Source organism: Arthrobacter sp. alpha11c, assembly GCF_054149985.1.
The window spans coordinates 3,383,659-3,405,986 of sequence record NZ_CP196747.1; the positions used below are offsets into that span (position 1 = coordinate 3,383,659).

24 protein-coding genes are annotated in these 22,328 nt (G+C 62.3%); 11 read left to right on the forward strand and 13 right to left on the reverse strand.

Features of this window, described 5'->3' with window-relative positions; genetic code table 11:
* Window position 1 precedes the first annotated feature (1 nt).
* Entirely contained in the window at window positions 2-1,714 is a 1,713-nt protein-coding gene (gene ptsP / locus ACTAQJ_RS15525; protein ID WP_498697419.1) for a phosphoenolpyruvate--protein phosphotransferase, read from the forward strand.
* A 35-nt stretch (window positions 1,715-1,749) separates the two neighbouring features.
* Entirely contained in the window at window positions 1,750-2,028 is a 279-nt protein-coding gene (locus tag ACTAQJ_RS15530) for an HPr family phosphocarrier protein (RefSeq protein ID WP_223935423.1), read from the forward strand.
* Between the two features lie 108 nt (window positions 2,029-2,136).
* On the opposite strand, the gene ACTAQJ_RS15535 is transcribed toward ACTAQJ_RS15530, so the two are convergent.
* Both ACTAQJ_RS15535 and ACTAQJ_RS15540 read right to left on the reverse strand, forming a co-directional pair.
* A complete protein-coding gene (locus ACTAQJ_RS15535; protein WP_498697421.1) occupies window positions 2,137-3,093 on the reverse strand; it encodes a DNA topoisomerase IB in 957 nt (318 codons plus the stop codon).
* A gap of 27 nt (window positions 3,094-3,120) precedes the next feature.
* Window positions 3,121-3,600 carry a Dps family protein gene (locus ACTAQJ_RS15540; protein WP_431117560.1) on the reverse strand — a complete coding sequence of 160 codons (480 nt, stop codon included), beginning with the start codon at window positions 3,598-3,600 and terminating at the stop codon, window positions 3,121-3,123.
* Window positions 3,601-3,913: 313 nt separating this feature from the next.
* Between ACTAQJ_RS15540 and ACTAQJ_RS15545 the strand changes: the two genes are divergently transcribed.
* On the forward strand, window positions 3,914-4,084 hold the full coding sequence (locus ACTAQJ_RS15545; protein ID WP_223935420.1) for a hypothetical protein: 171 nt from the start codon (window positions 3,914-3,916) through the stop codon (window positions 4,082-4,084).
* A gap of 173 nt (window positions 4,085-4,257) precedes the next feature.
* Here the strand turns inward: ACTAQJ_RS15545 and ACTAQJ_RS15550 are convergent, their stop codons facing one another.
* On the reverse strand, window positions 4,258-4,524 hold the full coding sequence (locus tag ACTAQJ_RS15550) for a hypothetical protein (protein WP_498697422.1): 267 nt from the start codon (window positions 4,522-4,524) through the stop codon (window positions 4,258-4,260).
* Window positions 4,525-4,640: 116 nt separating this feature from the next.
* Between ACTAQJ_RS15550 and ACTAQJ_RS15555 the strand changes: the two genes are divergently transcribed.
* Both ACTAQJ_RS15555 and ACTAQJ_RS15560 read left to right on the forward strand, forming a co-directional pair.
* Window positions 4,641-5,159, forward strand: coding sequence for a DUF6328 family protein (locus ACTAQJ_RS15555; RefSeq protein WP_498697425.1), 519 nt, complete (start codon window positions 4,641-4,643; stop codon window positions 5,157-5,159).
* Between the two features lie 40 nt (window positions 5,160-5,199).
* Window positions 5,200-5,466, forward strand: a complete 267-nt coding sequence (locus tag ACTAQJ_RS15560; protein WP_224094779.1) for a DUF7218 family protein — start codon at window positions 5,200-5,202, stop codon at window positions 5,464-5,466.
* 44 nt (window positions 5,467-5,510) lie between these two features.
* On the opposite strand, the gene ku is transcribed toward ACTAQJ_RS15560, so the two are convergent.
* Window positions 5,511-6,377: a non-homologous end joining protein Ku gene (gene ku / locus ACTAQJ_RS15565; RefSeq protein ID WP_498697427.1), complete on the reverse strand. Its 867-nt coding sequence runs from the start codon at window positions 6,375-6,377 to the stop codon at window positions 5,511-5,513.
* A 38-nt stretch (window positions 6,378-6,415) separates the two neighbouring features.
* Here ku and ACTAQJ_RS15570 point away from each other — a divergent pair, with 38 nt between their 5' ends.
* Window positions 6,416-8,968: an ATP-dependent DNA ligase gene (locus tag ACTAQJ_RS15570; protein ID WP_498697429.1), complete on the forward strand. Its 2,553-nt coding sequence runs from the start codon at window positions 6,416-6,418 to the stop codon at window positions 8,966-8,968.
* An 89-nt stretch (window positions 8,969-9,057) separates the two neighbouring features.
* Here the strand turns inward: ACTAQJ_RS15570 and ACTAQJ_RS15575 are convergent, their stop codons facing one another.
* Window positions 9,058-9,318, reverse strand: coding sequence for a hypothetical protein (locus tag ACTAQJ_RS15575; RefSeq protein WP_498697432.1), 261 nt, complete (start codon window positions 9,316-9,318; stop codon window positions 9,058-9,060).
* Window positions 9,319-9,405: 87 nt separating this feature from the next.
* On the reverse strand, window positions 9,406-9,633 hold the full coding sequence (locus tag ACTAQJ_RS15580) for a hypothetical protein (RefSeq protein ID WP_498697433.1): 228 nt from the start codon (window positions 9,631-9,633) through the stop codon (window positions 9,406-9,408).
* Window positions 9,634-9,889: 256 nt separating this feature from the next.
* Between ACTAQJ_RS15580 and ACTAQJ_RS15585 the strand changes: the two genes are divergently transcribed.
* The gene (locus tag ACTAQJ_RS15585; protein WP_498702206.1) at window positions 9,890-10,741 is read left to right on the forward strand and encodes a putative protein N(5)-glutamine methyltransferase; all 852 of its coding nucleotides are present in this window, start codon (window positions 9,890-9,892) and stop codon (window positions 10,739-10,741) included.
* A 230-nt stretch (window positions 10,742-10,971) separates the two neighbouring features.
* Window positions 10,972-12,591: an MFS transporter gene (locus ACTAQJ_RS15590; protein ID WP_498697435.1), complete on the forward strand. Its 1,620-nt coding sequence runs from the start codon at window positions 10,972-10,974 to the stop codon at window positions 12,589-12,591.
* A gap of 155 nt (window positions 12,592-12,746) precedes the next feature.
* Here the strand turns inward: ACTAQJ_RS15590 and ACTAQJ_RS15595 are convergent, their stop codons facing one another.
* A complete protein-coding gene (locus tag ACTAQJ_RS15595) occupies window positions 12,747-14,162 on the reverse strand; it encodes an aminotransferase-like domain-containing protein (protein ID WP_498697436.1) in 1,416 nt (471 codons plus the stop codon).
* Between ACTAQJ_RS15595 and ACTAQJ_RS15600 the strand changes: the two genes are divergently transcribed.
* Together ACTAQJ_RS15600 and ACTAQJ_RS15605 are read left to right on the forward strand one after the other, a co-directional pair.
* Window positions 14,161-15,114: a DMT family transporter gene (locus ACTAQJ_RS15600; protein ID WP_498697437.1), complete on the forward strand. Its 954-nt coding sequence runs from the start codon at window positions 14,161-14,163 to the stop codon at window positions 15,112-15,114. The two genes, ACTAQJ_RS15595 and ACTAQJ_RS15600, sit on opposite strands and share 2 nt — an antisense overlap.
* A gap of 17 nt (window positions 15,115-15,131) precedes the next feature.
* The gene (locus ACTAQJ_RS15605) at window positions 15,132-15,533 is read left to right on the forward strand and encodes a VOC family protein (protein ID WP_431117549.1); all 402 of its coding nucleotides are present in this window, start codon (window positions 15,132-15,134) and stop codon (window positions 15,531-15,533) included.
* Here ACTAQJ_RS15605 and ACTAQJ_RS15610 read toward each other — a convergent pair whose 3' ends face one another.
* Genes ACTAQJ_RS15610 through ACTAQJ_RS15620 form a run of 3 tightly spaced genes read right to left on the reverse strand, consistent with a single transcriptional unit; the run spans window position 15,534 to window position 17,546 of the window.
* Entirely contained in the window at window positions 15,534-16,049 is a 516-nt protein-coding gene (locus ACTAQJ_RS15610; RefSeq protein WP_498697439.1) for a GNAT family N-acetyltransferase, read from the reverse strand.
* Window positions 16,046-16,513 carry an SRPBCC family protein gene (locus tag ACTAQJ_RS15615; protein ID WP_477515773.1) on the reverse strand — a complete coding sequence of 156 codons (468 nt, stop codon included), beginning with the start codon at window positions 16,511-16,513 and terminating at the stop codon, window positions 16,046-16,048. The genes ACTAQJ_RS15610 and ACTAQJ_RS15615 overlap by 4 nt, the downstream gene beginning before the upstream one ends.
* A gap of 46 nt (window positions 16,514-16,559) precedes the next feature.
* Window positions 16,560-17,546, reverse strand: a complete 987-nt coding sequence (locus tag ACTAQJ_RS15620) for an aldo/keto reductase (RefSeq protein WP_498697441.1) — start codon at window positions 17,544-17,546, stop codon at window positions 16,560-16,562.
* A 214-nt stretch (window positions 17,547-17,760) separates the two neighbouring features.
* Between ACTAQJ_RS15620 and ACTAQJ_RS15625 the strand changes: the two genes are divergently transcribed.
* Window positions 17,761-18,837: an FUSC family protein gene (locus ACTAQJ_RS15625; RefSeq protein ID WP_498702207.1), complete on the forward strand. Its 1,077-nt coding sequence runs from the start codon at window positions 17,761-17,763 to the stop codon at window positions 18,835-18,837.
* On the opposite strand, the gene ACTAQJ_RS15630 is transcribed toward ACTAQJ_RS15625, so the two are convergent.
* The 3 genes from ACTAQJ_RS15630 to ACTAQJ_RS15640 form a co-directional block, all read right to left on the reverse strand.
* Entirely contained in the window at window positions 18,800-19,579 is a 780-nt protein-coding gene (locus ACTAQJ_RS15630) for an SDR family NAD(P)-dependent oxidoreductase (protein ID WP_498697443.1), read from the reverse strand. The two genes, ACTAQJ_RS15625 and ACTAQJ_RS15630, sit on opposite strands and share 38 nt — an antisense overlap.
* Window positions 19,580-19,648: 69 nt before the next feature.
* Complete coding sequence (locus ACTAQJ_RS15635) at window positions 19,649-20,584, reverse strand: class C sortase (protein ID WP_498697445.1); 936 nt, start codon at window positions 20,582-20,584, stop codon at window positions 19,649-19,651.
* 220 nt (window positions 20,585-20,804) lie between these two features.
* Window positions 20,805-22,286, reverse strand: coding sequence for a SpaH/EbpB family LPXTG-anchored major pilin (locus ACTAQJ_RS15640; protein WP_498697447.1), 1,482 nt, complete (start codon window positions 22,284-22,286; stop codon window positions 20,805-20,807).
* Window positions 22,287-22,328 lie beyond the last annotated feature (42 nt).

Sequence of the window (22,328 nt, forward strand, 5' to 3'; positions counted from 1 at the left end):
CATGCAGACCTTCTCAGGCGTAGGCGTAGCTCCCGGGCGCGTCCTGGCACCGGTAAAGCAAATGCCCAAGCCGGTCCAGGAACCGCACGCGAACGTCAATATTCCTGCCGACGTCACGGTTGAATCGCAGGGGCAGCGCATCAAAGACGCTGCCAAGGCGGTTCAGGCGGAACTGAGGGCCCGTGCGGCTACGGCCAACGGAGAAGGCAAGGAAGTCCTGGAAGCAACGGCTTTGATGGCCGCCGACCCCATGCTGGTGAAATCGGCCATCAAGCTGTTGTCTCCCGAGGCTCCAGGTGGTGCACGGACTGCTGAACGCGCAATCTGGGAAGCTGGCGGAACGGTGGCTGAGACCCTCAAGGGCTTGGGCGGGTACATGGCCGAGCGCGTGGCGGACGTCCTCGATGTCCGGGCACGCATCGTGTCTGAGCTCCGGGGCCTGCCGGCACCGGGAATCCCGGCTTCCGATGTCCCCTTCATCCTTGCGGCCGAGGACCTGGCGCCTGCTGACACTGCCACGCTGGACCCATCCAAGGTAGTCGCGCTGATTACCTCCAGCGGCGGACCGCAGTCCCACACAGCCATCCTTGCCCGTGCTCTCGGCTTGCCCGCCGTAGTCGCTGCCCTGGGCGTGGACGAGATTGCGGACGGCACCGAGGTTTATGTTGACGGCGCCGCAGGCACGATCACTTCTGAGCCCGGCGAAGACCTGCGCTTGGCTGCCAAGGCGTGGGCCACCCAGGCTTCCACACTGGCCGCCTTCAGCGGCAACAACACCATGGCGGACGGTTTCCGGGTGCCGTTGTTGGCAAACGTTGGTACTGGTGCGGATGCGGTCAAGGCAGCCGACGCCGGTGCCGAAGGCGTTGGACTTCTGCGGACGGAATTCTGCTTCCTGGACCGCGACGACGAACCCACTGTGGAGGAACAGATCGCCACCTACGGCGCGGTCTTCGCAGCCTTCCCGGGTAAGAAAGTTGTGGTCCGAACCCTGGACGCGGGCGCGGACAAGCCGCTGCCGTTCCTCACCAATGCCGACGAACCGAACCCTGCGCTCGGTGTCCGCGGATACCGCACGGACCTCACGTCCCCCGGCGTCCTCGAACGGCAGCTCGAGGCCATCGCCGCCGCCGAAGCAGCCAACAACGCCGAGGTCTGGGTCATGGCACCCATGATCTCGACGGCGGACGAGGCCGCGCGGTTCGCCACACTTTGCGCCGCCGCCGGGCTCAAGACCCCTGGTGTCATGGTGGAAGTGCCGTCGGCAGCACTGACTGCAGCCACAGTTTTGCGCGAAGTCAGTTTCGCGTCTCTGGGCACCAACGACCTCACCCAGTACGCCATGGCAGCGGACCGTCAGCTTGGGCCGCTCGCCACCCTGAACGATCCGTGGCAGCCCGCGGTCCTGCAGCTGGTCAAACTAACGGCCGACGGCGCCGCGCAAGTAAGCGGCGAAAGCGGCACCGCCAAGCCGGTTGGCGTCTGCGGTGAAGCAGCAGCGGATCCGGCCCTCGCCGTCGTACTCGTTGGACTTGGCGTTGCGACGCTGTCAATGAGTGCCCGGGCGCTTGCCGCCGTCGCGACCGTACTTGCCACAGTGACTGTTGCCCAGGCGCAGCAGCTCGCAGCAACCGCTCTGGCGGCCCCCAATGCAGCCGCGGCACGCAGCGCGGTCCGGGCCCAGCTTCCCGTCCTGAACGAGCTCGGCCTCTAGACTTCCCCACAACCATCCACATCAAAGGAGCACCAATGCCTGAACGTACCGCCACCATCGCAAGCCGCGTCGGCCTCCACGCCCGCCCGGCAGCCATCTTCGCTGAAGCCGCAGGAGACCTCGACCTCGAGGTCACGATCGCCCGTGAAGGCGAGCCGGCCGATGACGCCATGGACGCAGCAAGCATCCTGTCCCTCATGAGCCTGGGCGCCTCCCACGGCGACGTCGTAGTGCTGCGCGCCGAAGGCGAAGGCGCAGAAGCAGCCCTGGACAGCCTGGTGAAGATCCTCGAAACGGACCACGACGCCGAGTAACGCTGCGAAACCGCTCAGCGACACGGAAAAGGCCTGAGGTCACCCGGATTTGGGTGGCCTTAGGCCTTTTCTGTGTCCTAGACCCTCTGTGCCTTGGACCGGAATGCGCTAGCTCTGCTTCCCAATAAGGAAAGCGGCAATCGAGGCCTCGGTCGGATTCGCGTCCTGCAATTCCCCGGACAAATAGGCCTCCACGATTCTGGGGTCCACATAGGAGGTACGCGCCACGGTGGGGGTGTTGCCCAGCAGGTGGGCAGCGTCCTTCATGGCCTTCACCAAAGCCTGGGGCCGCGTCATGGTGCCTTCGGACTTCAACAAGGACAGGGCTGCCGCCGATGTCCCCTTCCAGGTACGGAAATCCTTGGAGGTGTAGGCTGCTCCGGCAATTCCGCGCAGGTACTCGTTGATCATGGCAGCATCCACCGAAGTCCATGAACCATCGGATCGGTAGGCCAGCAACCGCTCTTTGCCGGGCCGGCGCGCCAGCGGCTCCAGGAACGCTGCCAGCGCGGGATCCTGGATGGAGATGTCCCACCATTGCCCGCTCTTGCCAGGGAACTTCAGGCCGACGGCGTTGTCCTTGATTCGGGCGTGTCGGCACCTGAGCGTAGTGAGTCCATAGGAGCCGTTCTGACGCATGTAGCTTTCAGAGCCCACGCGGAGAGCGCCGAGATCCATGAGACGCACGGCCGCGGCCAAGGTCTGCTGCCGGGGAGACGAGGTGTCTTTCAAGTGCAGCGTGACAGTCCTGCGAACGGCAGGGAGCACCGAGCCCAATTCCGCGGCCCGCTGGAACTTCTCGGTGTCTTTACGTTCACGCCACCGAGGATGGTAGATGTATTGGCTCCGACCAGCAGCGTCCACGCCCGTCGCCTGGATGTGCCCATTGCTATCGGGACTGATCCACACCTCGGTCCACGCAGGCGGGATCGCCAGCGCATTAATGCGCTGGCGATCCTCTTGGCTTATCAGGCTCCCGTCGGGATACCTGTAACTGAACCCTTTACCGGCCCTGCGGCGTTCAATGCCGGGCTTGGAAAGGTCACTTCGCCGAAGCCTTGGCATTTTCAGTGATCGAGTCCGGTGGCCCGATTAAGCTTCGTCGGGATCGGTGACAGCGGCTCCCGCGCTCATGATTTCGGCGTTGATCATCCAGACGAGCTGCTCCAGCCGGGCGATGAATTCGTGCAGGAGGTCCGCCGTGGTGGGGTCTTCTTCGTCCACCTGGTCATGGACGTCACGCATGGTCTGGACGGTGCGCTCCACGCGGTCCGTAATCAGCTTGACGGCGTTCTTGGTGTTGACCAGCCCGCCCGGGAATTCTTCAAGGCGCGTACCCGCCGAGATGGTCCCGCTCCGGCCATCGGGAAGGGCGTGAAGGGCCCTCATCCGCTCGGCGGTGTCATCCGCAAATTTGCGGGTGGCGGCCACCAGTTCGTCCAGCTGGAGGTGAAGGTCCCGGAAGTTCGGACCGACGATGTTCCAGTGCGCCTGCTTACCCTGGAGCTGTAGCTCGATCAGGTCTGTCAGGACGATTTGAAGGTTGTCTGCAAGCTGCTGTGACGCTTTCATGTGTTCCTCTCCTTGGACTGTCGGTTCAAGCGAAAAACCGTGGTGTCGAATTCCTTCGACGTAGGTCAATCATCAAGTGGCGACTTCAATAACTCTTTCATAAGGTTGCTTAGTAGTACAATGAGAAGTGTTGCTGTTCACATCTGGCGAACTTCGCCCCTCAGGACGGACCGGAAGTGATAGCGATAAAGGGCACTCGGAGGCGGTGGAACGCTCCCAAGTACCCATGGAAGTAAATCGAAGTAAATAGGAATGCATAGTCAGGAATCCACGAGATTCTTTGCGGATTCCCCCAGAAAGGAATGTGCTGACCATGAACACGCTTCTGATCATTGCTGGTGTAGTTGCAATTGTCCTTCTGCTGGTGGGCGGCTTCTCGTCGGCCCTGAACTGGCTGCTGTGGGTAGGCGTCGTCCTCCTCGTCATCGCAGCTATCGGCTGGCTGCTCAGCTTCATGTCGGGCCGCAGGGGACACACGGTATAGGGCACGCACCGCGACAATGACCCGCACCGGCCAAGTACTATGGTCGGTCTGCCGATGAATACCGCGGAAGGTGAGGACTGTCCCACTGCAGACGAACTGCAAGCAGGGGCAGTCCTCCGGCGCATCCAGGACCCGGATACCGGCTCCCGGATACCTGTTCCTGAAAGGGCTCTTTAGCCGCCCGTATTGGGAGGGGGCGCCGCGTCGGGATCCCGCGGAGTGGGGAATTCGTCCGGTGATTCCGGAACGGGAGAAGTATCCGGGTCTTCCGGAGTTGGGCTGCCTTCAGGTGGTTCCCCCGGTCCGGGAGGCGTTCCCGGCGATGGCCGTTCCGGTGTTTCACGCTCCGATCCCTGTCCTGGCAGTTCCTGCTCAGGCGTTGGCGTGCCATAGCCTCCTGCGGCATCTTCCGGGTCAACGCGGTGTTCGTCCTGACTCATTTCTTCCTCCTTGGAAATCCTTTGAGGCCTTCGAAAATTGTTCGAGGAATGCTGACAGTTCGACCGTAGTCCGGTGTAGTGTCAGCGTCCACCAATAGCTATCAGGAGGTGTACGAATGGTAGAGCCGGAGCAGGTTCCCAGGATCGGCAGGAACGAATCCGTTGAAGAACGGATGGACCGCAACTGGATGGAGCTGATCCAGGAACTGCGGGTGCTCCAGACCGGCGTCCAGATCCTGGGCGGCTTCCTGCTGACCCTGCCGTTCCAGGCGCGCTTTGAGCACCTGGACGACTGGCAACGCGGCCTCTACCTCTTCAATGTCATGGCAGCGGCCCTGACCACTGCTTTGATCCTTCTTCCGGTCAGCGTGCATCGCCGCCTATTCCGCCGGGGCCTCAAAGCCACTCTCGTCTCCAGCGCCGATGCCATCACCAAATGGGCATTGGCCGGCGTAGCCATCCTGATTGTGGGTTCGGCCACCCTGGTCTTCGATGTCACCGCTGGCCGAACAGCAGCGATGGTTGCCGGTAGCTTCATCATCCTGGTCCTGCTGGTACTCGTTGTGGGGATGCCGCTCTGGCTGCACCGGCGGGCCCTGCAAAACGGAAACGGCAAGAGCGGAAATGCACCCTGAGCTCAAAGGCCCATCATCAATACGCGAAAGGAAACGCATCATGCCTGGAAAGAAGAATTCGAGTCTGAAGGACCCGAAGCTATATGAAGAACTCCGCGACGAAGGCGCTTCCAAGGAAAAAGCGGCCCGTGTTTCAAATGCTGCGGCCAAGCAGGGGCGCAAGGAAGTAGGACGCAAGGGAGGCAAGTCCGGCGACTACGACGATTGGACTGTGGACAAACTGAAGTCCCGCGCCAAGGAACTCGGAATCAAGGGCTACTCCGGCAAGAAGAAGTCCGAGATCATTTCAATGTTGCGGAACCACTAAAGGCTTCGGAACCACTAACGAATAAAACAGGGCCCGACGCCGGGTCACGCCTTTTTCTTGGCCCGCGCCTTTGGCTTGCTGGTCGTTTTGCTAGCGGCAGCGTCGTCGTCGGCAGCTTTCTCCTTGCCGCGTTTCTTGTCCAGGCTCCGCTTCAGCGCCTCCATCAGGTCGATGACGTCGCCGCCTTCCCCTTCGCCTTCCGTGACACCGAACGTGGCTTCCGTGTCCAGCGCTTCGCCCTTTTCCAGCTTGGCCTCGATCAACGTCCGCAGCTGCACCTGGTAATCATCGGTGTATTCCTCGGGGTCGAAATCGTGGGCCATGGAGTCCACCAGGGCGGAGGACATTTCGAGTTCTTTATCGGAGATCTTGATGTCGGTCTCAAGCGAGGGGAACTTGGCCTCGCGGACTTCGTCGCCCCAGAGAAGGGCCTGCAAAAGGAGTACGTCGCCGCGTACGCGCAGGGCCCCGAGCCGCGTCTTCTGCCTCAGCGCGTACTGGACAATTGCAATCCTGTCCGTGTCCTCAAGTGTCTGCCGCAGCAACATATAGGCCTTGGGGGATTTGGAATCCGGCTCCAGGAAATAGCTGCGCTCGTACATGATCGGGTCCAGTTGCTCGGCAGGGATGAATTCCACTACCTCAATTTCGCGGCTGTTCTCTTCCGGCAAGGACTTCAATTCGGCCGCCGTGAGAACCACTGTGCGGCCTTCCTCTTCGTAGGCCTTGTCGATATCTTCGTAAGCAACAACTTCGCTGCAAATTTCACATTTCCGCTGGTACCGGATGCGTCCACCGTCCTTATTGTGGACTTGGTGAAGGCCAATATCGTGGTCCTCCGTGGCGCTGTAAAGCTTCACTGGTACGTTGACCAGACCGAACGCGATAGATCCCTTCCATATGGCCCTCATGCACCCAGTCAACAGCACAAGACAGCAGAGGAGAAGAGGTGGCAGGCAAGCAACAGGAGCGGGTGAACGTGGAAGGCCACGAGCTGACCCTCACCAACCTGGGCAAGATCATCTACCCCGAGACCGGAACCACCAAGGCCGAGGTCCTGGAGTACTACGCCGCAGTGGCGCCTTTCCTCATTCCTGCCGCCGCCAACAGGCCCGTCACCCGCAAGCGCTGGGTCAACGGGGTGGGCACCGCCGAGCACCCGGGACAGGTGTTCTTCCAGAAGAACCTTGAAGACTCCGCGCCCAAGTGGATCCCACGCACCGCCATCCAGCACTCGGACCACACCAACGTCTATCCCATGGTCAACAACCTCGCCACGCTCACATGGATGGCACAGATCGCGTCGCTGGAGATCCACGTCCCCCAATGGCAGGTTGACGCTGAAGGTAATCCGCTCCGGCCTGACCGCTTCGTCCTGGATCTTGACCCCGGTCCCGGCGCAGGCCTGCCTGAGTGCGTTGAAGTGGCCAAGCTCGCCCGCTCCATCCTGCAGGACATGGGCATGGAACCGGTGCCGGTGACCAGCGGCAGCAAAGGAATCCACCTGTACACCGGGCTGGAGGGGACCCTGAAGTCCGAGCAGGTCTCAGCCTTCGCCCATGAACTGGCACGTGCCTTGGAGTCCGACCACCCCGAGCTGGTGGTCAGCGACATGAAGAAGTCCCTCCGCCACGGCAAAGTGTTGGTGGACTGGAGCCAGAACAGCGGCAACAAGACCACGATCGTGCCCTACTCGCTCCGGGGGAAAGCCCACCCGACGGTCGCAGCGCCCCGCACGTGGCGCGAACTCTCCTCGAGCACCCTGGACCATCTTGATTACACAGCGGTGATGAAGCGGGTCAAGACCGGCAAGGACCACTTCGCCCCTATCTCCTCACGGCACCTCCCGCCGCACGGAGAGTATACGGATGACGACGACGGCGCAAGAAACGGCGGCGGTTCAGGCACCCGCGAGCGCGTGGTGACTGCAGAGAACCGTCTCGCCAAATATGTGGGGATGCGCGATCCGGAGAAGACCCCGGAGCCGTTCCCGGCGTCGTCGGCCGCTTTTGCCTCCGCGACGCCCAGAGGATCCTCCTCAGACCAGCCCAAGCCGGGCGACCCCGCACCGCCCGGCGGGATCTTCGTCATCCAGGAGCACCATGCCCGGCGCTACCACCTGGATCTGCGGTTGGAGCACAACGGCGTCCTTGCGTCCTGGGCTTTGCCGCGTGGTGTCCCGGAGACACCCGACCGGAACAACCTTGCCGTACATACGGAAGACCATCCGATGGAGTACGCAGACTTCGCTGGCGTCATTCCCAAAGGTGAGTACGGAGCAGGGACCATGACCATTTGGGACCGTGGCGAGTACACGTGCGAGAAATGGCGGGACGGCAAGGAAGTGATCGCAACTCTAACGGGCCAGCCAGGAGGTGGGCTGCACGGGACAAAGCGTTTGGCACTGATCAATACCGGTGACCGTTGGCTGATCCACTTGATGAAGGAGCAGCCGGGTGGACGGCTTCGCAAGGGCAGTGCTGGCCCTTCCGCCAAGACCGCGCCCGCTACGGCACCGAAGCCAGCCACTCCGCAGCCAATGCCCAATTACACCCCGATGCTGGCCACCTCCGGTACGGTGGACGACCTTCGCGGCGGCGACTGGCTCTACGAACTGAAATGGGACGGAATCCGGGCCATCATCACTGGCACTGAAGGCAAGATCCGTTTGATGAGCCGCAACGGCAACGATCTCACCGCCACCTACCCCGAACTAACAGACCGGTCCTGCTGGCCCGACGGCGATTTCGTGGCCGACGGTGAAATCGTGGCGCTTGGCAAGGGATCACGGCCTGATTTTGGCCGCCTGCAATTGCGGATGAACCTGGTGAAGTCCGCAGACATCGAACGGGCCCGGGCTTCAGTCCCGGTGCAGCTGATGTTGTTCGACCTTCTGTACGACGGCGGCACGGATCTGAGCGGACTGCCTTTCCGTGAGCGGCGGGAGCGTCTTTCTGCGTTTGCCGGGCGCTTGCGCTCTGGCTGCCCGCTTCACCTTTCGGCCGTGTTGGACCACGACGTCGAAGACCTCATGGCAAGCGCAGGTGAGCTCGGCTTGGAAGGAGTAATGGCGAAGAAAGCAGATAGCCGTTACGTGATCGGCCGGCGTAGCCGCTCGTGGCTCAAACTCAAGCTGGAGCTGAGCCAGGAAGTGGTCGTGGGCGGCTGGCGTCCCGGCGCCGGGGCCCGGAACGGGACCTTTGGCTCGTTACTGTTGGGCATTCCGGAGGGCGGAAAGCTGCACTACGTGGGCCGTGTGGGCACCGGGTTCAAGGAGTGGCAGCTGAGGGATGTCATGGAGAAGCTGGAGCCCCGCTTGGTTGCTGATTCTCCGTTCTCCGATATCCCGCGCGAGGACGCAGCAGGTGCCCGCTGGGTGGATCCGGAGCTGGTGGCGGAAGTGACCTTCGGGGAATGGACGGGCCCAGGCAGGCTACGGCATCCCGTGTGGCGTGGGTGGCGTCCGGACAAGTCCCCGGAAGACGTAAGCCAGCCCAACTGACTGGCATTAGTGGTTGTTCTCAGCGCTCATAACAACCACAAGTGCTAGTCAGTTGGGCTGCCTACGTGGGTCGGCTCGGGTGGCAGCGACTAGGAGGAGTGCGGCATCTGCGGGCGGCTGGTCCGGTGGATCGCCGTCACGGCTGCGCCCTGGCCCATTCGTCCGTGCGCTTGGTCCTGCTCCTTCGGGTGCCGGCGTTTGCCGCTACCGTCGGGCCAGTGCTGTTCCTGGTCCAAACCCAGAGATACGTCAATGGTTGCCGGTTCAGGCATGGGAGCCATGTCCATGGCCTCCACCAAGTGGCTGGCAACCTCGGGATCGATATTTTCGGCTGGATTCTTTGCAGTCATGGTTCTTCCTTTCCCTATGGAACGAAGGAATTTCAATACTAGGCGCGCCGAAGATGGTTGTCTGCAGGACTTACCTGTGCCCAGGAATCACCAGCGGACTTTCTTCTCCGTCTTGGCCTGCTTGCCGCTGGCGGACGTGGGCTTATGGCCCTTGCCCGTGCTTTGCCAGCCAGCGGGAGCGCCGCCGCCGGACTTGCTGGCGAGCATCGCTTTCTGGGCATCGGTCAGTTTGGACTTGATGCCGCCGGAGGCGGACTTTGGATTTCCCGACGCAGCGGGCTCCGGGGTGTTGTTTTCGGAAGGATTGGCAGTCATAAAAGTGGACTCCTCAGATGTGTGAGTCCTGAAGAAGCACCAAAACCATGGCGTTGCGGTTGAGAAAAATTGCGTCGACAACGGGAACGGCATGGAGGCAGGGCCTCAACAGGCGTGGATTTTTGTCAGGTGAAACTCGGCTGTGCCATTAAAGGCGGAGGGCCGCTAAGGCGGAGGCCGGTCTACTCAAAAATCAGTGTTCCCATGCGTCATACCCTAACCAAGAATCGGCGCTTTTGTGAACCCCTCGGCTAGCATGGCACCCGTGACCTGGAGAATGTCCGTCGCCACGACCCTCCGCGATGCCGGATGCGTTTTCGCGGAGGAGGAAGCGCAACTCCTCAATGAGGCCGCCACGAGTCCAGACCATCTGGACTACATGGTGGATCAGCGCGTCAAGGGAATGCCCTTGGAACACATCCTCGGCTGGGTGGACTTCTGCGGGAGCCGCATGGCTGTTGAACCCGGCGTCTTCGTTCCAAGGCGTCGCACGGAGTTCCTGGTGCGCCAGGCGGCGAAAATCGCACGGCCGGGTGGCGTCGTCGTCGATCTTTGCTGTGGCTCGGGGGCGATCGGTGCGGCACTCAGCGATCTTCTGGGGAGCTGCGAGCTGTACGCCGCTGACATTGATCCGGCCGCGGTGAGCTGCGCGCGCAAGAACGTGGAGCCCCGTGGCGGGCACGTTTTCGAGGGCGATCTATACGACGCCCTCCCCCTTGAACTTCGGGGACGCGTGGACGTGGTGCTCGCCAATGCGCCGTACGTACCTACGGGTTCCATCGGCATGATGCCGCCTGAGGCGCGCTTGCATGAACCGATGGTGGCGCTCGACGGCGGTACTGATGGTTTGGATGTCCAGCGCCGGGTTGCAGAGCACGCAGCTGAGTGGTTGTCGCCGGGCGGTTGCCTCCTGATTGAAACCTCGGAAGACCAAGCCCCCGAAACTGCCAGGATCATGGACCAATCCGGACTGCGTGCACGGGTGGTGACAGACGACGATCTGGACGCAACCATCGTGCTGGGTATCGTCCAGACAGGACGGCAAGAAGAGGCCCGGGATCAGTCAGCTTTTGACCCCAAAAACGCCCCGTTTCATGGACTCAGCTAAACAATTTGGTAACAACGTCCTCGGCAGGGCAAAAACCGCGCCGATTCCGCGCCATCTCAGGGCAAGACCGAGCAAAAAGATGTAAGACAACTAGGCAAATTGCCCGCCCGAACGTCCCATAAATCCGATCTCAACTGGGGTTTGAGGGGCAAACCGCGTAAAATTGAACACCTGCCCGGAGCGGGGCAGCCAGAAGTCGCAAGCAAATGACCTCCCTAGGAGAAGCCCAAATGCCCATAGACCAAAGCAACACCGTCTCTCCGCCAGGCGCAAGGAACGCCACTGGAAACCAGGTCTCGGCCGCTACAACGGCCGCTGCCAACACTGTAAAGAACCCCAAGAAAACGAAGCTCCGCAGCAAGCGTCGGTTGAAAGAATCCGACGTCAATGTTGTGGATCAGCCGATGCTGAAGAAAGCACTCGGCGGCACGATCGTCGGCAACACCATGGAATGGTACGACGTCGGCGTGTTCGGCTACCTCATCACCACCATGGGCCCCGTCTTCCTCCCGGAAGCGGACAAGTCCGTCCAGACACTCTTCCTTCTCGGCACCTTCGCCGCAACCTTTATCGCCCGCCCGCTTGGCGGCGTCGTCTTCGGTTGGCTCGGCGACAAGGTGGGCCGCCAGAAGGTGCTGGCAGCAACTCTGATGCTGATGGCGGCAAGCACGTTCGCCGTCGGACTTTTGCCCGGCTACGCGCAGATCGGCATCTGGGCCGCCGCGCTGCTGGTGATCCTCAAGCTCGTCCAGGGCTTCTCCACCGGCGGTGAGTACGCCGGTGCTACAACATTCGTCAGCGAATATGCCCCGGACAAGCGCCGCGGCTTCTTCGCCAGCTTCCTGGACATGGGCAGCTACATCGGCTTCGCACTCGGCGCCGCACTGGTTTCAGTCCTGCAGCTCACGCTCGGACAGGCAGCCATGGAGGAATGGGGCTGGAGGCTTCCGTTCCTGATCGCCGGTCCGCTTGGAGTCATCGCTGTGTACTTCCGTAGCAAGATCGAGGAATCCCCACAGTTCCAAGCCACCCTGGACGCCCAGGAAGCCATCGCCAAGGATGCCGCGGCACAGGATGCCAACGTCGCCAAGGGCCCGGTTGGAATCATCAAGGCCTACTGGCGCCAGATCGTGCTGGCCATGATCCTCGCCGCCGCAGCCAACACTGTGGGCTACGCGTTGACCTCCTACATGCCTACGTACCTTACGGATTCAAAGGGCTACGACCCCGTTCATGGCACCCTGCTGACCATCCCGGTCCTGGTAATCATGGCCCTGTGTATTCCGCTCACGGGCAAGTTGTCCGACCGTATCGGGCGCCGTCCCGTGCTGTGGATCGGCGCCGGCAGCACCATCGCGTTCTCCGTTCCTGCCTTCATGCTGATCGGCATCGGCGATATCTGGTCTACGCTGGCAGGGCTTGCCCTGATCGCGTTCCCCGTGACGTTCTACATTGCCAACCTGGCCTCGGCACTCCCGGCACTGTTCCCGACGTCCAGCCGCTATGGCGGAATGGGCATCGCCTACAACTTCTCAGTGGCCATCTTCGGAGGAACCACTCCGTTCATCGTGCAGGGCCTCATTGAAGGCACCGGCGATGACATGATGCCGGCCTACTACCTGATGGGAACGTCCATCGTGGGTGCGATCGCGATCTACTTCCTGCGTGAATCCGCCCAGCGTCCCCTGCCCGGTTCCATGCCCAGCGTGGACACTGCCGCCGAGGCCCGCGAACTCGTTGCCACCCAGGACACCAACCCGCTCATCAACCTGGACGAAATGCCGTTCGACGGCCAGCCCATTGATGATGAAGTGTTTGGCCGGCGTGACAAGGACCTGACCCCAGCCTAGGGATCACGTGCCTGCAACTTCTGCGCAGCGATTCAGATAGTTCGCGGCAACCCGCCGCCCACCGTAGCCACCAATACCAAGGCGCTCTCCTTGGGATTGGTGGCTACGGCTGTTAAGGGCTCGACGGCGGCACTCGCCCGAGCGGCGGCACCCGCCTAAACCGACAGCAAACCCCTGACCGCCTCGCCAATAATCCGCGCGCCCTCGGGGAATCCGCCGGGATTGGGGCCCGCATAGTTGAGCCTGATGTAGGGGCCTTCAGGTTCCGCCGGGAACCACTCCGTTCCAGCGGCAATGAGAACCCCGGCAGCTTCGCAATCCTTGGTGAGCTGATCGACGTCGAACCCGTCCGGCATCCGCAGCCACAGGTTCAAGCCGCCTTTGGGCAGATGGCTGAGGTGTGCCTGCGGAACGTGCTCGCGGAGGCTGGTGACCAACAAGTCGCGGCGCGACTGCAGCTGATGGCCGAGGCCGCGAACGTGCGTCTGCCAGCCGGGCTGAGTGACGACGTCGAGCGCTGCGGCTTGGAGCAGGCCGCTGACGTACATCGACTCCGCAGCCTGCGCACCCATGATCCGTTCCCGCGCGGGACCGCGGGCGATAATCGCTGCCACGCGGATGGACGGTGACACACTCTTGGTCAGGGAGCGGATATACACCACGTGACCGGAATCGTCCTTTGCGGCGAGCGGCACGGACTGCGCGGTGATGCCAAAATCATGGGCCCAGTCGTCCTCCACAAGGAACGCTCCGTGCTGGCGGACAATCCGGAGGACCTCCTCGCCGCGTTCGGGAGACCATTGGGCACCCGTGGGGTTGGCAAAGTTGGGCTGGGCGTAGAACATCCGGGCCCCGGATTCCTCAAAAGCCCTCGCCAGCTCGTCAGGATCCGGCCCGTCAGGGCCGGACGGCACCGGAATGACGCGAACACCGGCCTGGCCGGCGGCCAGCAGTGCTCCCCAGTAGCTGGGCGACTCCACCAGCAGTGGCCGTCCATGCCCCACCAGGCCGCGAAAAATCGAGCTGAGTCCGCTCTGGCTCCCGGGAAGTACGACGACGTCGCTCGGCTGGGGCGGCGTGACGCCAACCGGCGTCGAGGTGCTGAGTTCATGGGCGAACCAGGATTGCAGTTCGGGAAGGCCCTGGGCCGGTGGCCGCGACAGCGCAGCGTCGCCGCGGGCAGCCCTGGTAAGCGCGGCCCGGACGAGCCGCTCCGGCAGGAGTTCGCGGTCCGGATAGCCGGAGTGGAATGCGATGACGTCGTTCGAAGCGCTGCGCATGGCGCCAGAGTTCAGGAGGCGTGGCGTTTGGGCGGCTCGGAGCGCAGCTGTCTGCCAGCCGTAATCGGACGGTCTGGCGGTGCGGTATGCCCGGACGAAAGTGCCAACGCCGGGGCGGCTTTCTATCAGACCCTGGGCAGTGAGGGTTCTCAGGGCCTTCTGCACCGTGACCGGGCTTGCCTGGTATTCGGCCACGAGTTGACGGGTGGATGGCAGCTTGGCTCCCGGCGCGGCCCCTGCGATCCATTCTTTTAGTCGCGAGACAATTCGGGAACTGCTATCGTTATCCATGAGTCACAATAGTAGCGCTACTACACTTTCGCGGCCAGTGGTATCCAGACGGACGTCGACAGGCGTCTGGTGGGGCCTTCTTGGCGTTGTCGCATTTTCGTTCACGGTTCCCTTCACCCGCGTGGCCGTTGACGGCTTATCTCCCCTGTTCATTGGAGCGGGCAGGGCCGTGGTTGCGGCCGCTCTTGCAGCACTGGCCTTGGGCTTGACCCGCCAACGTTTCCCGAAGGGCATCCAATGGCTTCGACTGGCTGTGGTGGCCGGTGGCATCGTTGCGGGTTTCCCCTTGCTGACAACGTTCGCGCTGACGTCCACCACCGCAAGCCATGGAGCCATCGTCATCGCGCTACTGCCTGCGGCCACGGCAACGGTAGCGGTGATCCGGGGCCGTGAACGTCCGCGGCTCCTGTTCTGGGTCCTGACTGCTATAGGTGTTATCGCCGCTCTGGTTTTCGCGTTGGTTCAGTCCGGCGGTTTCGGTCAGCTTCATTGGGCTGACCTCCTGCTCCTCGGCGCCGTGATTGCGGCAGCCATAGGCTATGCGGAAGGAGGTCTGCTGGCGCGGGAACTCGGCCCCTGGCAGACAATCTCGTGGGCGCTGGTGGTTGCCTCCCCCGCGATGCTGCTGCTGACATTGCTTTCGCTGGGTTCGGGTGCGCCCTCGGCTACACCGGTTCAGTGGTTGTCCTTCGCTTACCTGGGCATTGTGAGTATGTTCCTCGGATTCTTCGCCTGGTACCGCGGCCTGGCGATCGGCCCCATGGCGCAAGTCAGCCAGATCCAACTGGTCCAACCGGTCATGACCATCGCGTGGGCAAGCCTCCTCTTGGGAGAATCGATGACGTGGACCACCGCGTTTGGCGGACTCGCCGTGATCCTCTGCGCAGGTGCCGCTGTCCGTGTAAGGCTCAACCCGCCGTCGAGTCCTGACGCTGCCATGCCAAGGCCCTGATCTCGTAGACTCGGCCCATGCCTGACACAACTGTGGGTTCGATCCATCACCTTGAGATCTGGGTGCCGCACCTTGAACGAGCCCGGGAGGAGTGGGGCTGGCTCTTGGGCGAGCTTGGTTACAAACCCTTCCAGGACTGGCCCACGGGGTGCAGTTGGAAGCTCAATGGCACGTACGTGGTGGTGGAAGGCACCGATGCCATCACCGGAACGGCCCACCGGCGCACGGATCCCGGGCTAAATCATGTGGCCTTCCATGCCGGCACCCGGGAAAATGTGGACCGGATTCGCGCGCTCGGTGCCGACGCCGGTTGGTACGAGATGTTCGAGTCGAAGTACCCGCACGCGGGCGGTCCGGACCACTACGCCGCGTATTTGATCAACACTGACAGCTACGAAGTTGAGCTGGTGGCTGAGTAGCTACGTCGGCGGAACCACGGGACGCCACAAGGCGACCCGGGGCCAGCGCGTCAGTCCCAACTCGGCTTCGTGCTCCATGAGTCTGGCCAGCTCCGGACCCCAGCTGCCGGCGTCGAGCGTTTGAAACCCCAGGCGCCGGTAGTACGGCGCGTTCCACGGCACGTCGCGGAACGTGCTCAGCGTCTGGCGCTGCATGCCATGCCCCCTGGCCCACACCCGTGAAGCATGCAGCAGTTCGCGGCCGAGTCCTTGGTGCGCTTGATCCGGGTGCACGCTTACCTGTTCCACGTGCGCGTTGCCATCAACAATGTCCGTCAATAGATACGCCAAGGGGTAGTCCAACCCATCGACCCACACCCAGGCACGCCCGGCAGTCACGTAGGCGTTCATCTCGTCCAAGGAGAAGGGTTCGTCATCCGCGATCTGATCCATGCCCAGGCCCCGGAAGGCTTCCCCCGCTGCCCGCTCAATGTCCTGCAAACGCGGCAGATCGTCTGTTCGAGCTAGCCGGATCACCGTTTATCCAGTGCGGGAGGTGCCTGTCCGACCAGGAATCCATTGCGGGTTTCGATCAAGTCCTGCAGGTATCTGGCCAGAACCAGCTTCTCCAGCAGGCGGCCCAGCGCGCCGAACGGGGCTGCGAATTCCACGGTGTCCACCATCAGCGTCCCGCTGCCGTCCTGCCGGAACTCGTGCGTGTGGCGGAGGTACTTGAAAGGGCCACGCACTTGCTCGTCAGTGAACGACGCCGGTGCCTCCATGCGCGTGATGCGGCTGGTCATGCGGAAACGGACTCCGAGGTGCCACGCCTGCCAGGTGACTTGCTCGCCTTCCGAAATCAGACCTGTGGTGACGCCGTCTATGGCCTTTTCCCTGCTTTTGGTCATCGACCCCACGTGGGCGTCGATGTTTCTGGACAGGTCGAACAGCTCCTGCGGTGACATGGCGGAGCGGGTTCGGCAGACGAAAGCTACGGGCATACCTTGATCTTCCCAGACTCTGCCGGGCAGCGCTCCAGTGTTGCTGTTACCTTCCCACGAGGCCCATGTGCTGATCGTTGTAGCGGTTGCCCTGCACCCCGATCCGGCTCGCCACGGCATCCAGATCGGCAACCTCATCAGCGGAGAGCGCAACGTTGGTTGCGGCAGCATTCTCTTCGAGCCGTTCCCGACGTCGTGTGCCAGGGATCGGGACAATCCATGGTTGCTGCGCGAGAAGCCAGGCCAGCGCGATCTGACCAGGTGTTGCACCTTTCGAGGCGGCGAGTTCGGCCACATGATCCACCAGTGCTTGGTTGGCCGCGCGGTTTTCTGCGGTGAATCGAGGGATAGTGCCGCGGACGTCACCCGACGAAAATTGGGTGGACGGATCCACGGTGCCCGTGAGGAACCCCTTGCCGAGTGGGCTGAACGGGACAAAGCCAATGCCGAGTTCCGCGAGCGTTGGCAGCACTTCCGGTTCCGGATCCCGAGTCCACAACGAATACTCACTCTGGACAGCGGTCACGGGAAAGACTGCGTGGGCTGCACGAATAGTTGCGGCGGAGGCCTCGGACAGGCCGAAGTGCCGTACTTTGCCCTCTTGGACCAGCTCACCCACAGCTCCCGCGACGTCCTCGATTGGCACCTTTGGATCAACGCGGTGCTGATAAAAAAGGTCCAGGGACTCCACCCCAAGCCTGCGGAGCGACTCGTCCGCCACCCGTTTGATCCGTTCAGGAGAACTGTCCAACCCAACGGACTTGCCGTCTTCGATGCGCCAGCCGAATTTCGTGGCAATGACCACCTGGTCCTTGATAGGAGCAAGCGCCTCGCCGACGAGTTCCTCGTTGACGAACGGCCCGTAAACCTCAGCCGTGTCAAAGAAGTTGATACCAAGGTCCACCGCTTCACGAAGTACCTTGATCATCGCCGTCCGGTCCCCAGGGTTGGGGCCGTAGCTTTGGGACATACCCATGCAGCCAAGTCCGATGGCCGAGACCTTCAAACCTTGCCCAAGTGTCCGTGTGTGCATGATGCGCCTCCCTTTGATCCAAGTAACTCGCTTGATCTAGTCAACAACCTTCTCAACGCATATGGGAGGTACTGACGTAAGGGGTACTGCCAGTGCCTTACTACGGGTTGTGACAAGGCTTATGGCGGCCCACCCGCTGCTCCTGATAATTTTCGATACAGATAGCTCGCCCACAAGCCCTGAATGATTGGTGGTGTTTTTCCTGCCCGCATTCATGGCGCATGCCCGCGAGCTCCACAAACTTGGGCCGGCGAACAACGATCGTCTCTCCGCCGTTCGGGTGGCCCTCAGTGTCGCAGTTCCGGGGCTGGTCCTGATTCTCATAGGCCGTCCGGACCTGATGATGTATGCGGTGTTCGGCGCGCTCCCTGGAATGTACGGACGCAATGAAACCCACCAACTCCGGCTCAAACATCAAGCCCAGGCCGCGCTGGTTCTGGTTGGCGGACTCTCCATTGGCACGTTTCTTTCCGTCAACCACATCCACTCTTGGTGGCTCGTGTTGGTGGCGACGCTCTTTGCCGGTGCGGGTTCCTTATATGCAGATGCCGTTCGGCTTAAGCCGATCGGGCCGTTCTTCGGCATCCTCGCCCTGGGGGCCTGCGCATCGGTCCACACCAGCGTTCCGTTCCTGACGGCGGTGCTGATCGGTACTGCTTCCGCGGCGTTTTCGATTCTGGTCGGATTCGCTGGCTGGCTTCGGCACCGAAAGTGGGAGCCGGGCGCTGCCCGCAATGTCTCTGTCCTCCGCGGACCCTTACGGCAATCTGCCCTTGTTCATGCGGCCCGCTACACTCTCGCTGTCGGTGCTGCCGGCGTGTGTGGGGTTCTGAGTGGGAGCGGCCATCCGCATTGGGCCATGGCTGCGGCTGCCGTGCCGTTGGCAGGGGCGGACCTCCCGAGCCGCGTCCACCGTGGCATCCACCGCATCGTGGGGACGTTCCTGGGGTTGGCGGTAGTCGCCGTCGTACTTTTCCCAACTCCTTTGTCACCGCTGCAGTATTTCCCGGGCCAAACGGCCATAGTCCTGGCCATTGTGGTGGTCCTTTGCCAGTTCCCCACTGAGCTGTTCATGGCGCGGCACTACGGCTGGGCCATGGTGTTCTTCACGCCCGTGGTCCTGCTGATCGCCCAACTGGCATCGCCCATGGATCCGGGCGTGCTGGTGATGGAGCGCGCGGTTGAGACGTTCGTTGGAGCGGTGATTGGAATCGCGGTAGCGGTGTTGGTCAGGGCACCTGGCGTTGCGGTTCCTAAGGCTGCAGAGGCCGGCGGGGCGGGCCGGAAGTAAGCTTCGCCGGCAAGATACGCGCAAAGAAGCTCACCACTTTGTATCGACGCGTCGGGATGGAAACAGCCTTGCCCTTGGCGTTGTCCTCCAGCCCTTCCCGCACCACGCGCTCGGCGCCGAGCCACAGGACTCGCGGCGCCACGGACTTATCCATGCCCATGCGCTCGTGGAATTCGGTGTGCGTGAAGCCAGGGCACACCGCCGTGACCTGCACGCCCGACTTCCCATACGCAATATTTGCCCAACGGCTGAACGTCACCTGCCAGGCTTTGGCCGCCGAGTAGGTTCCCCTGTTGGCGAAGGCTGCGACGCTGGCAACGTTGATGATCCGGCCTTTTCCACGAGCCAGCATGACTTCAAGCGCCGCATGGCACAGCTCCAGGGGTGTCTGCACGTGGAGGCGTAGATGCCGCCGTTCTTCCTCCAACTCGTTCTGCTCGAACGACTTCAAGAGTCCGATTCCGGCGTTGTTGACCAAGACGTCCACGGGTCGCGCGGCGTCCCGCAGACGCTCCGCCACCAAGGAAACCCCGACGTCGGTAGTCAGGTCGGCGGACAGAACCTCCGCCGAGATACTGAAGTCGCGTTCGAATTCCTCAGCCTTTTCCTTGAGGCGTTCTTCATCGCGGGCTACCAGGACGAGGTGGTGTCCGGCTTCGGCGAGCTGGCGCGCGAATTCCGCACCGAGCCCAGCCGTGGCGCCGGTGACCAGGGCGGTGAGTTCATTGGCTCGAGTCGTCATGCGCCTAGACTATGCGCTGAACGCTCCCGGCGCCCCTGTCTGGTTCATCAGATGGTCGCGTGCTCTTCGTCAGAAGATCAAATGCTCTTCGTCAGAGGGTATCGCCTGCTCTTCGTCAAAGGATCGCCTGCGTGGCTTGGTGGCAATGATGGCCAGCGCTATCGAGCCGGTGATGCCAAGGATCCACCAAGGGAATCCGGGGTCTGTTGTGGTGGACGGCAGAGTGCGGGGTCCGTCAGCGCTGGTGGGTGCGGTGGTTCGTTCGCCGCGAACCAGGAGCCGGTGGCTGTTGATGCCTTTGGGTGTGCAGGTAATGAGCGTCAGGTAATCCTTGTCCTCGACTTTGCGCAAGGCCTCAGTTTGGTCGGGCAGTACCGTGAGGATTTGGTCGACCTTGTAATAGATGGTTTCATCGAGCACGTTAATGCTGAAGACGTCGCCTTCATGGACTTTATCCAGGTCGTCGAAAAGAGTGGCGTTGACGAATCCTGAATGAGCACTCAAGACACTATGAGTGCCTTTGCCGCCCACCGGCAGGGCGGACCCGAAGAGATGGCCGGCGCCCTTGGAGAGGGTGTCCTCGTCCGTGCCATGGAAGATGGGCAAATCCGCGTGGATGGAGGGAACGCTGATGCGGCCCATCATTCCTCCAGGCCCGACAGCCAGCATCTTCTTGTACGCCTCGGAGCCGGCACCGATGGTGGTTTGTTCCCCTGCTTCGTTCAAGGAGTAAGGGTCCCGGAGGGGTCCTGAGGGCAGTTCTTCATTGAACTCCCGTGCCTGGTCCAGGAGCGACTTCTTCGCGGAGGGGTTCATGGTCTGGACAGAATCCACGTAGCCGCTGATCTCGGTGGCATGGATCCGGTCCGAGAACCAGGCTGCGGCCGTGGGATAAAGCAGGATTCCGACGCCGATGACCGCCACCAACACGATCAGGAGCCGTTGCCGGTTCCAGGGTCCGGTCAGATGCCGGAGTCGACGGGTGCGGGTTGGTGCCTGTGTCATCAAAATCCTGTAGCTGGGTGAGTCGGTTGGAAGACGGCAGTTATGAAGAGTGCAGCAGTTAATAGGACTGCAAAGTGGGAATGCAAGTGGGGAAGAGCGCGTGGTTGGCGTTCTTCCCCACTTGGGGTCACTGCGGGGGCCGCGGGTAGCGGCCCCTGCGGTGTTGTTTACCCGTTGTGTTGTTTACCAGCTGTGGTGCTGTTGCTGGTGTTGGTTGGTGTTAGTTGTTGCTGGTGCGGCGGTTGCGGACGAACATCAGTGCTGCGCCGACGACGAGGAGGGCACCGGCTGCGTAGAGAATGCCGGTTCCCACGCCACCGGTCAGCGGCAGTTGGAAGCCGCTGTTGGAGGGGATGTTCTTCACTTCCAGGTCGATGCCGACCGTGGTGCTGGTGCCGTTGATCAGGAAGGACACCGGCTCGGCGAGCAGTTCATAGCCTGCCGGGGCGGTGGTCTCTACCAGGTAGTACGTGCGGTAGTCCGGGGTTCCCGGTGCCACGGCTGCGCCGTTGGCCCAGTCCGAGTACCGCAGGCCCGAGAGCGTCAGCGTGCCGTCAGCGGCGACGGTGAAGACCGTCTGGCCGTTGAGGTCCACCGGGTTCGTGCCGGCCTTCGCGTCGGCTTCGTTGGTGTAAACGGAGAACGCGGCACCGGCAAGGGCTGCACCGTTCTCGTTGACCTTCTGCAGCGTCATTTCGCCCCACTTGGTCACGACCGGGGGCGTCACGACCGGGCCACCGGGCTGGCCCGGTGCAACGGTGAAGCTGGAAGCGTTCGGGTACACGAGGGCTTCGTTTTCGATCTCACCGATGGTGTTGACCTTGGTGTTGACCATGACCTGCACCCGGGTGTCGGTGTGTGCAGCCAGTTTGACACGGCCTGCGGCGGTGAAGATGACCGAGACGGTGTTGGTCGCGGCGTCGAAGCTCACGGTGTAGTCCGTGCCGGCCGTCAGCGGGGTGCCGTCAACGAGGGTCGCGGACGCGCCGACGTAGGTCAGTTTCGGGTCCAGGACGTCCACGATTTTGTAGCCATCGATGACGGCTTCGTTCGGGATGTCACCGGTGATGGTGAAGTCGATCTGGTCCCCGAGTTTCACGTCAGGGGCATCCGTGACGGTCTTCTCGGCCCCGGCAACGGAGTTCTTCGGGTAGACGTGGACGTCGTAGATCCAGTTGTCCTTGTTATCCGGGTCCGTCAACGGCACGGAGACCAGGAACGGGGCCGAGGGTGTCACACCGGCCGGGTAGTTCGTTTCGGTCACCAGGTACAGGCCCACCGGCAACGCGGTGAAACCTGCGGTGCCGGCAGCGTCGGTGGTTTTCGCCTGGGCAGCGCCCAGGCTGTACCCGGCACCGGTGATCGAGCCCGCCGGGTTGGCCGGGGCGAACACGCTGGAGAGGTTGTGCGCTGCGTCCCAGCCGGCGTTGGTGGACAGGTCGATGGTGTTGACCTGCTGGATCGTGAATTCGATACCGGCCAACGGTGTCAGGCCGGTGGTGTCCACGGACGTGCCGTTGTTCGGCAGGCCCGTCGGGGTGGAGGGGCGTTCGAACTTGTGGACCGTGATGGAACCGGTCTGGTCCCCGTCAACCAACGGTGCGGCCGAAGCCGGGGCCACGGAGAAGGACATCGCCAACACCGCCCCGGCGATCGTGGCGGCGGCGGTCTTCCAAACCCGCCCGGTGTGGTGATTACTCACTGTGTTTTCCTCTTTCATCGTGATGGTTTTTCATGCTGGTGG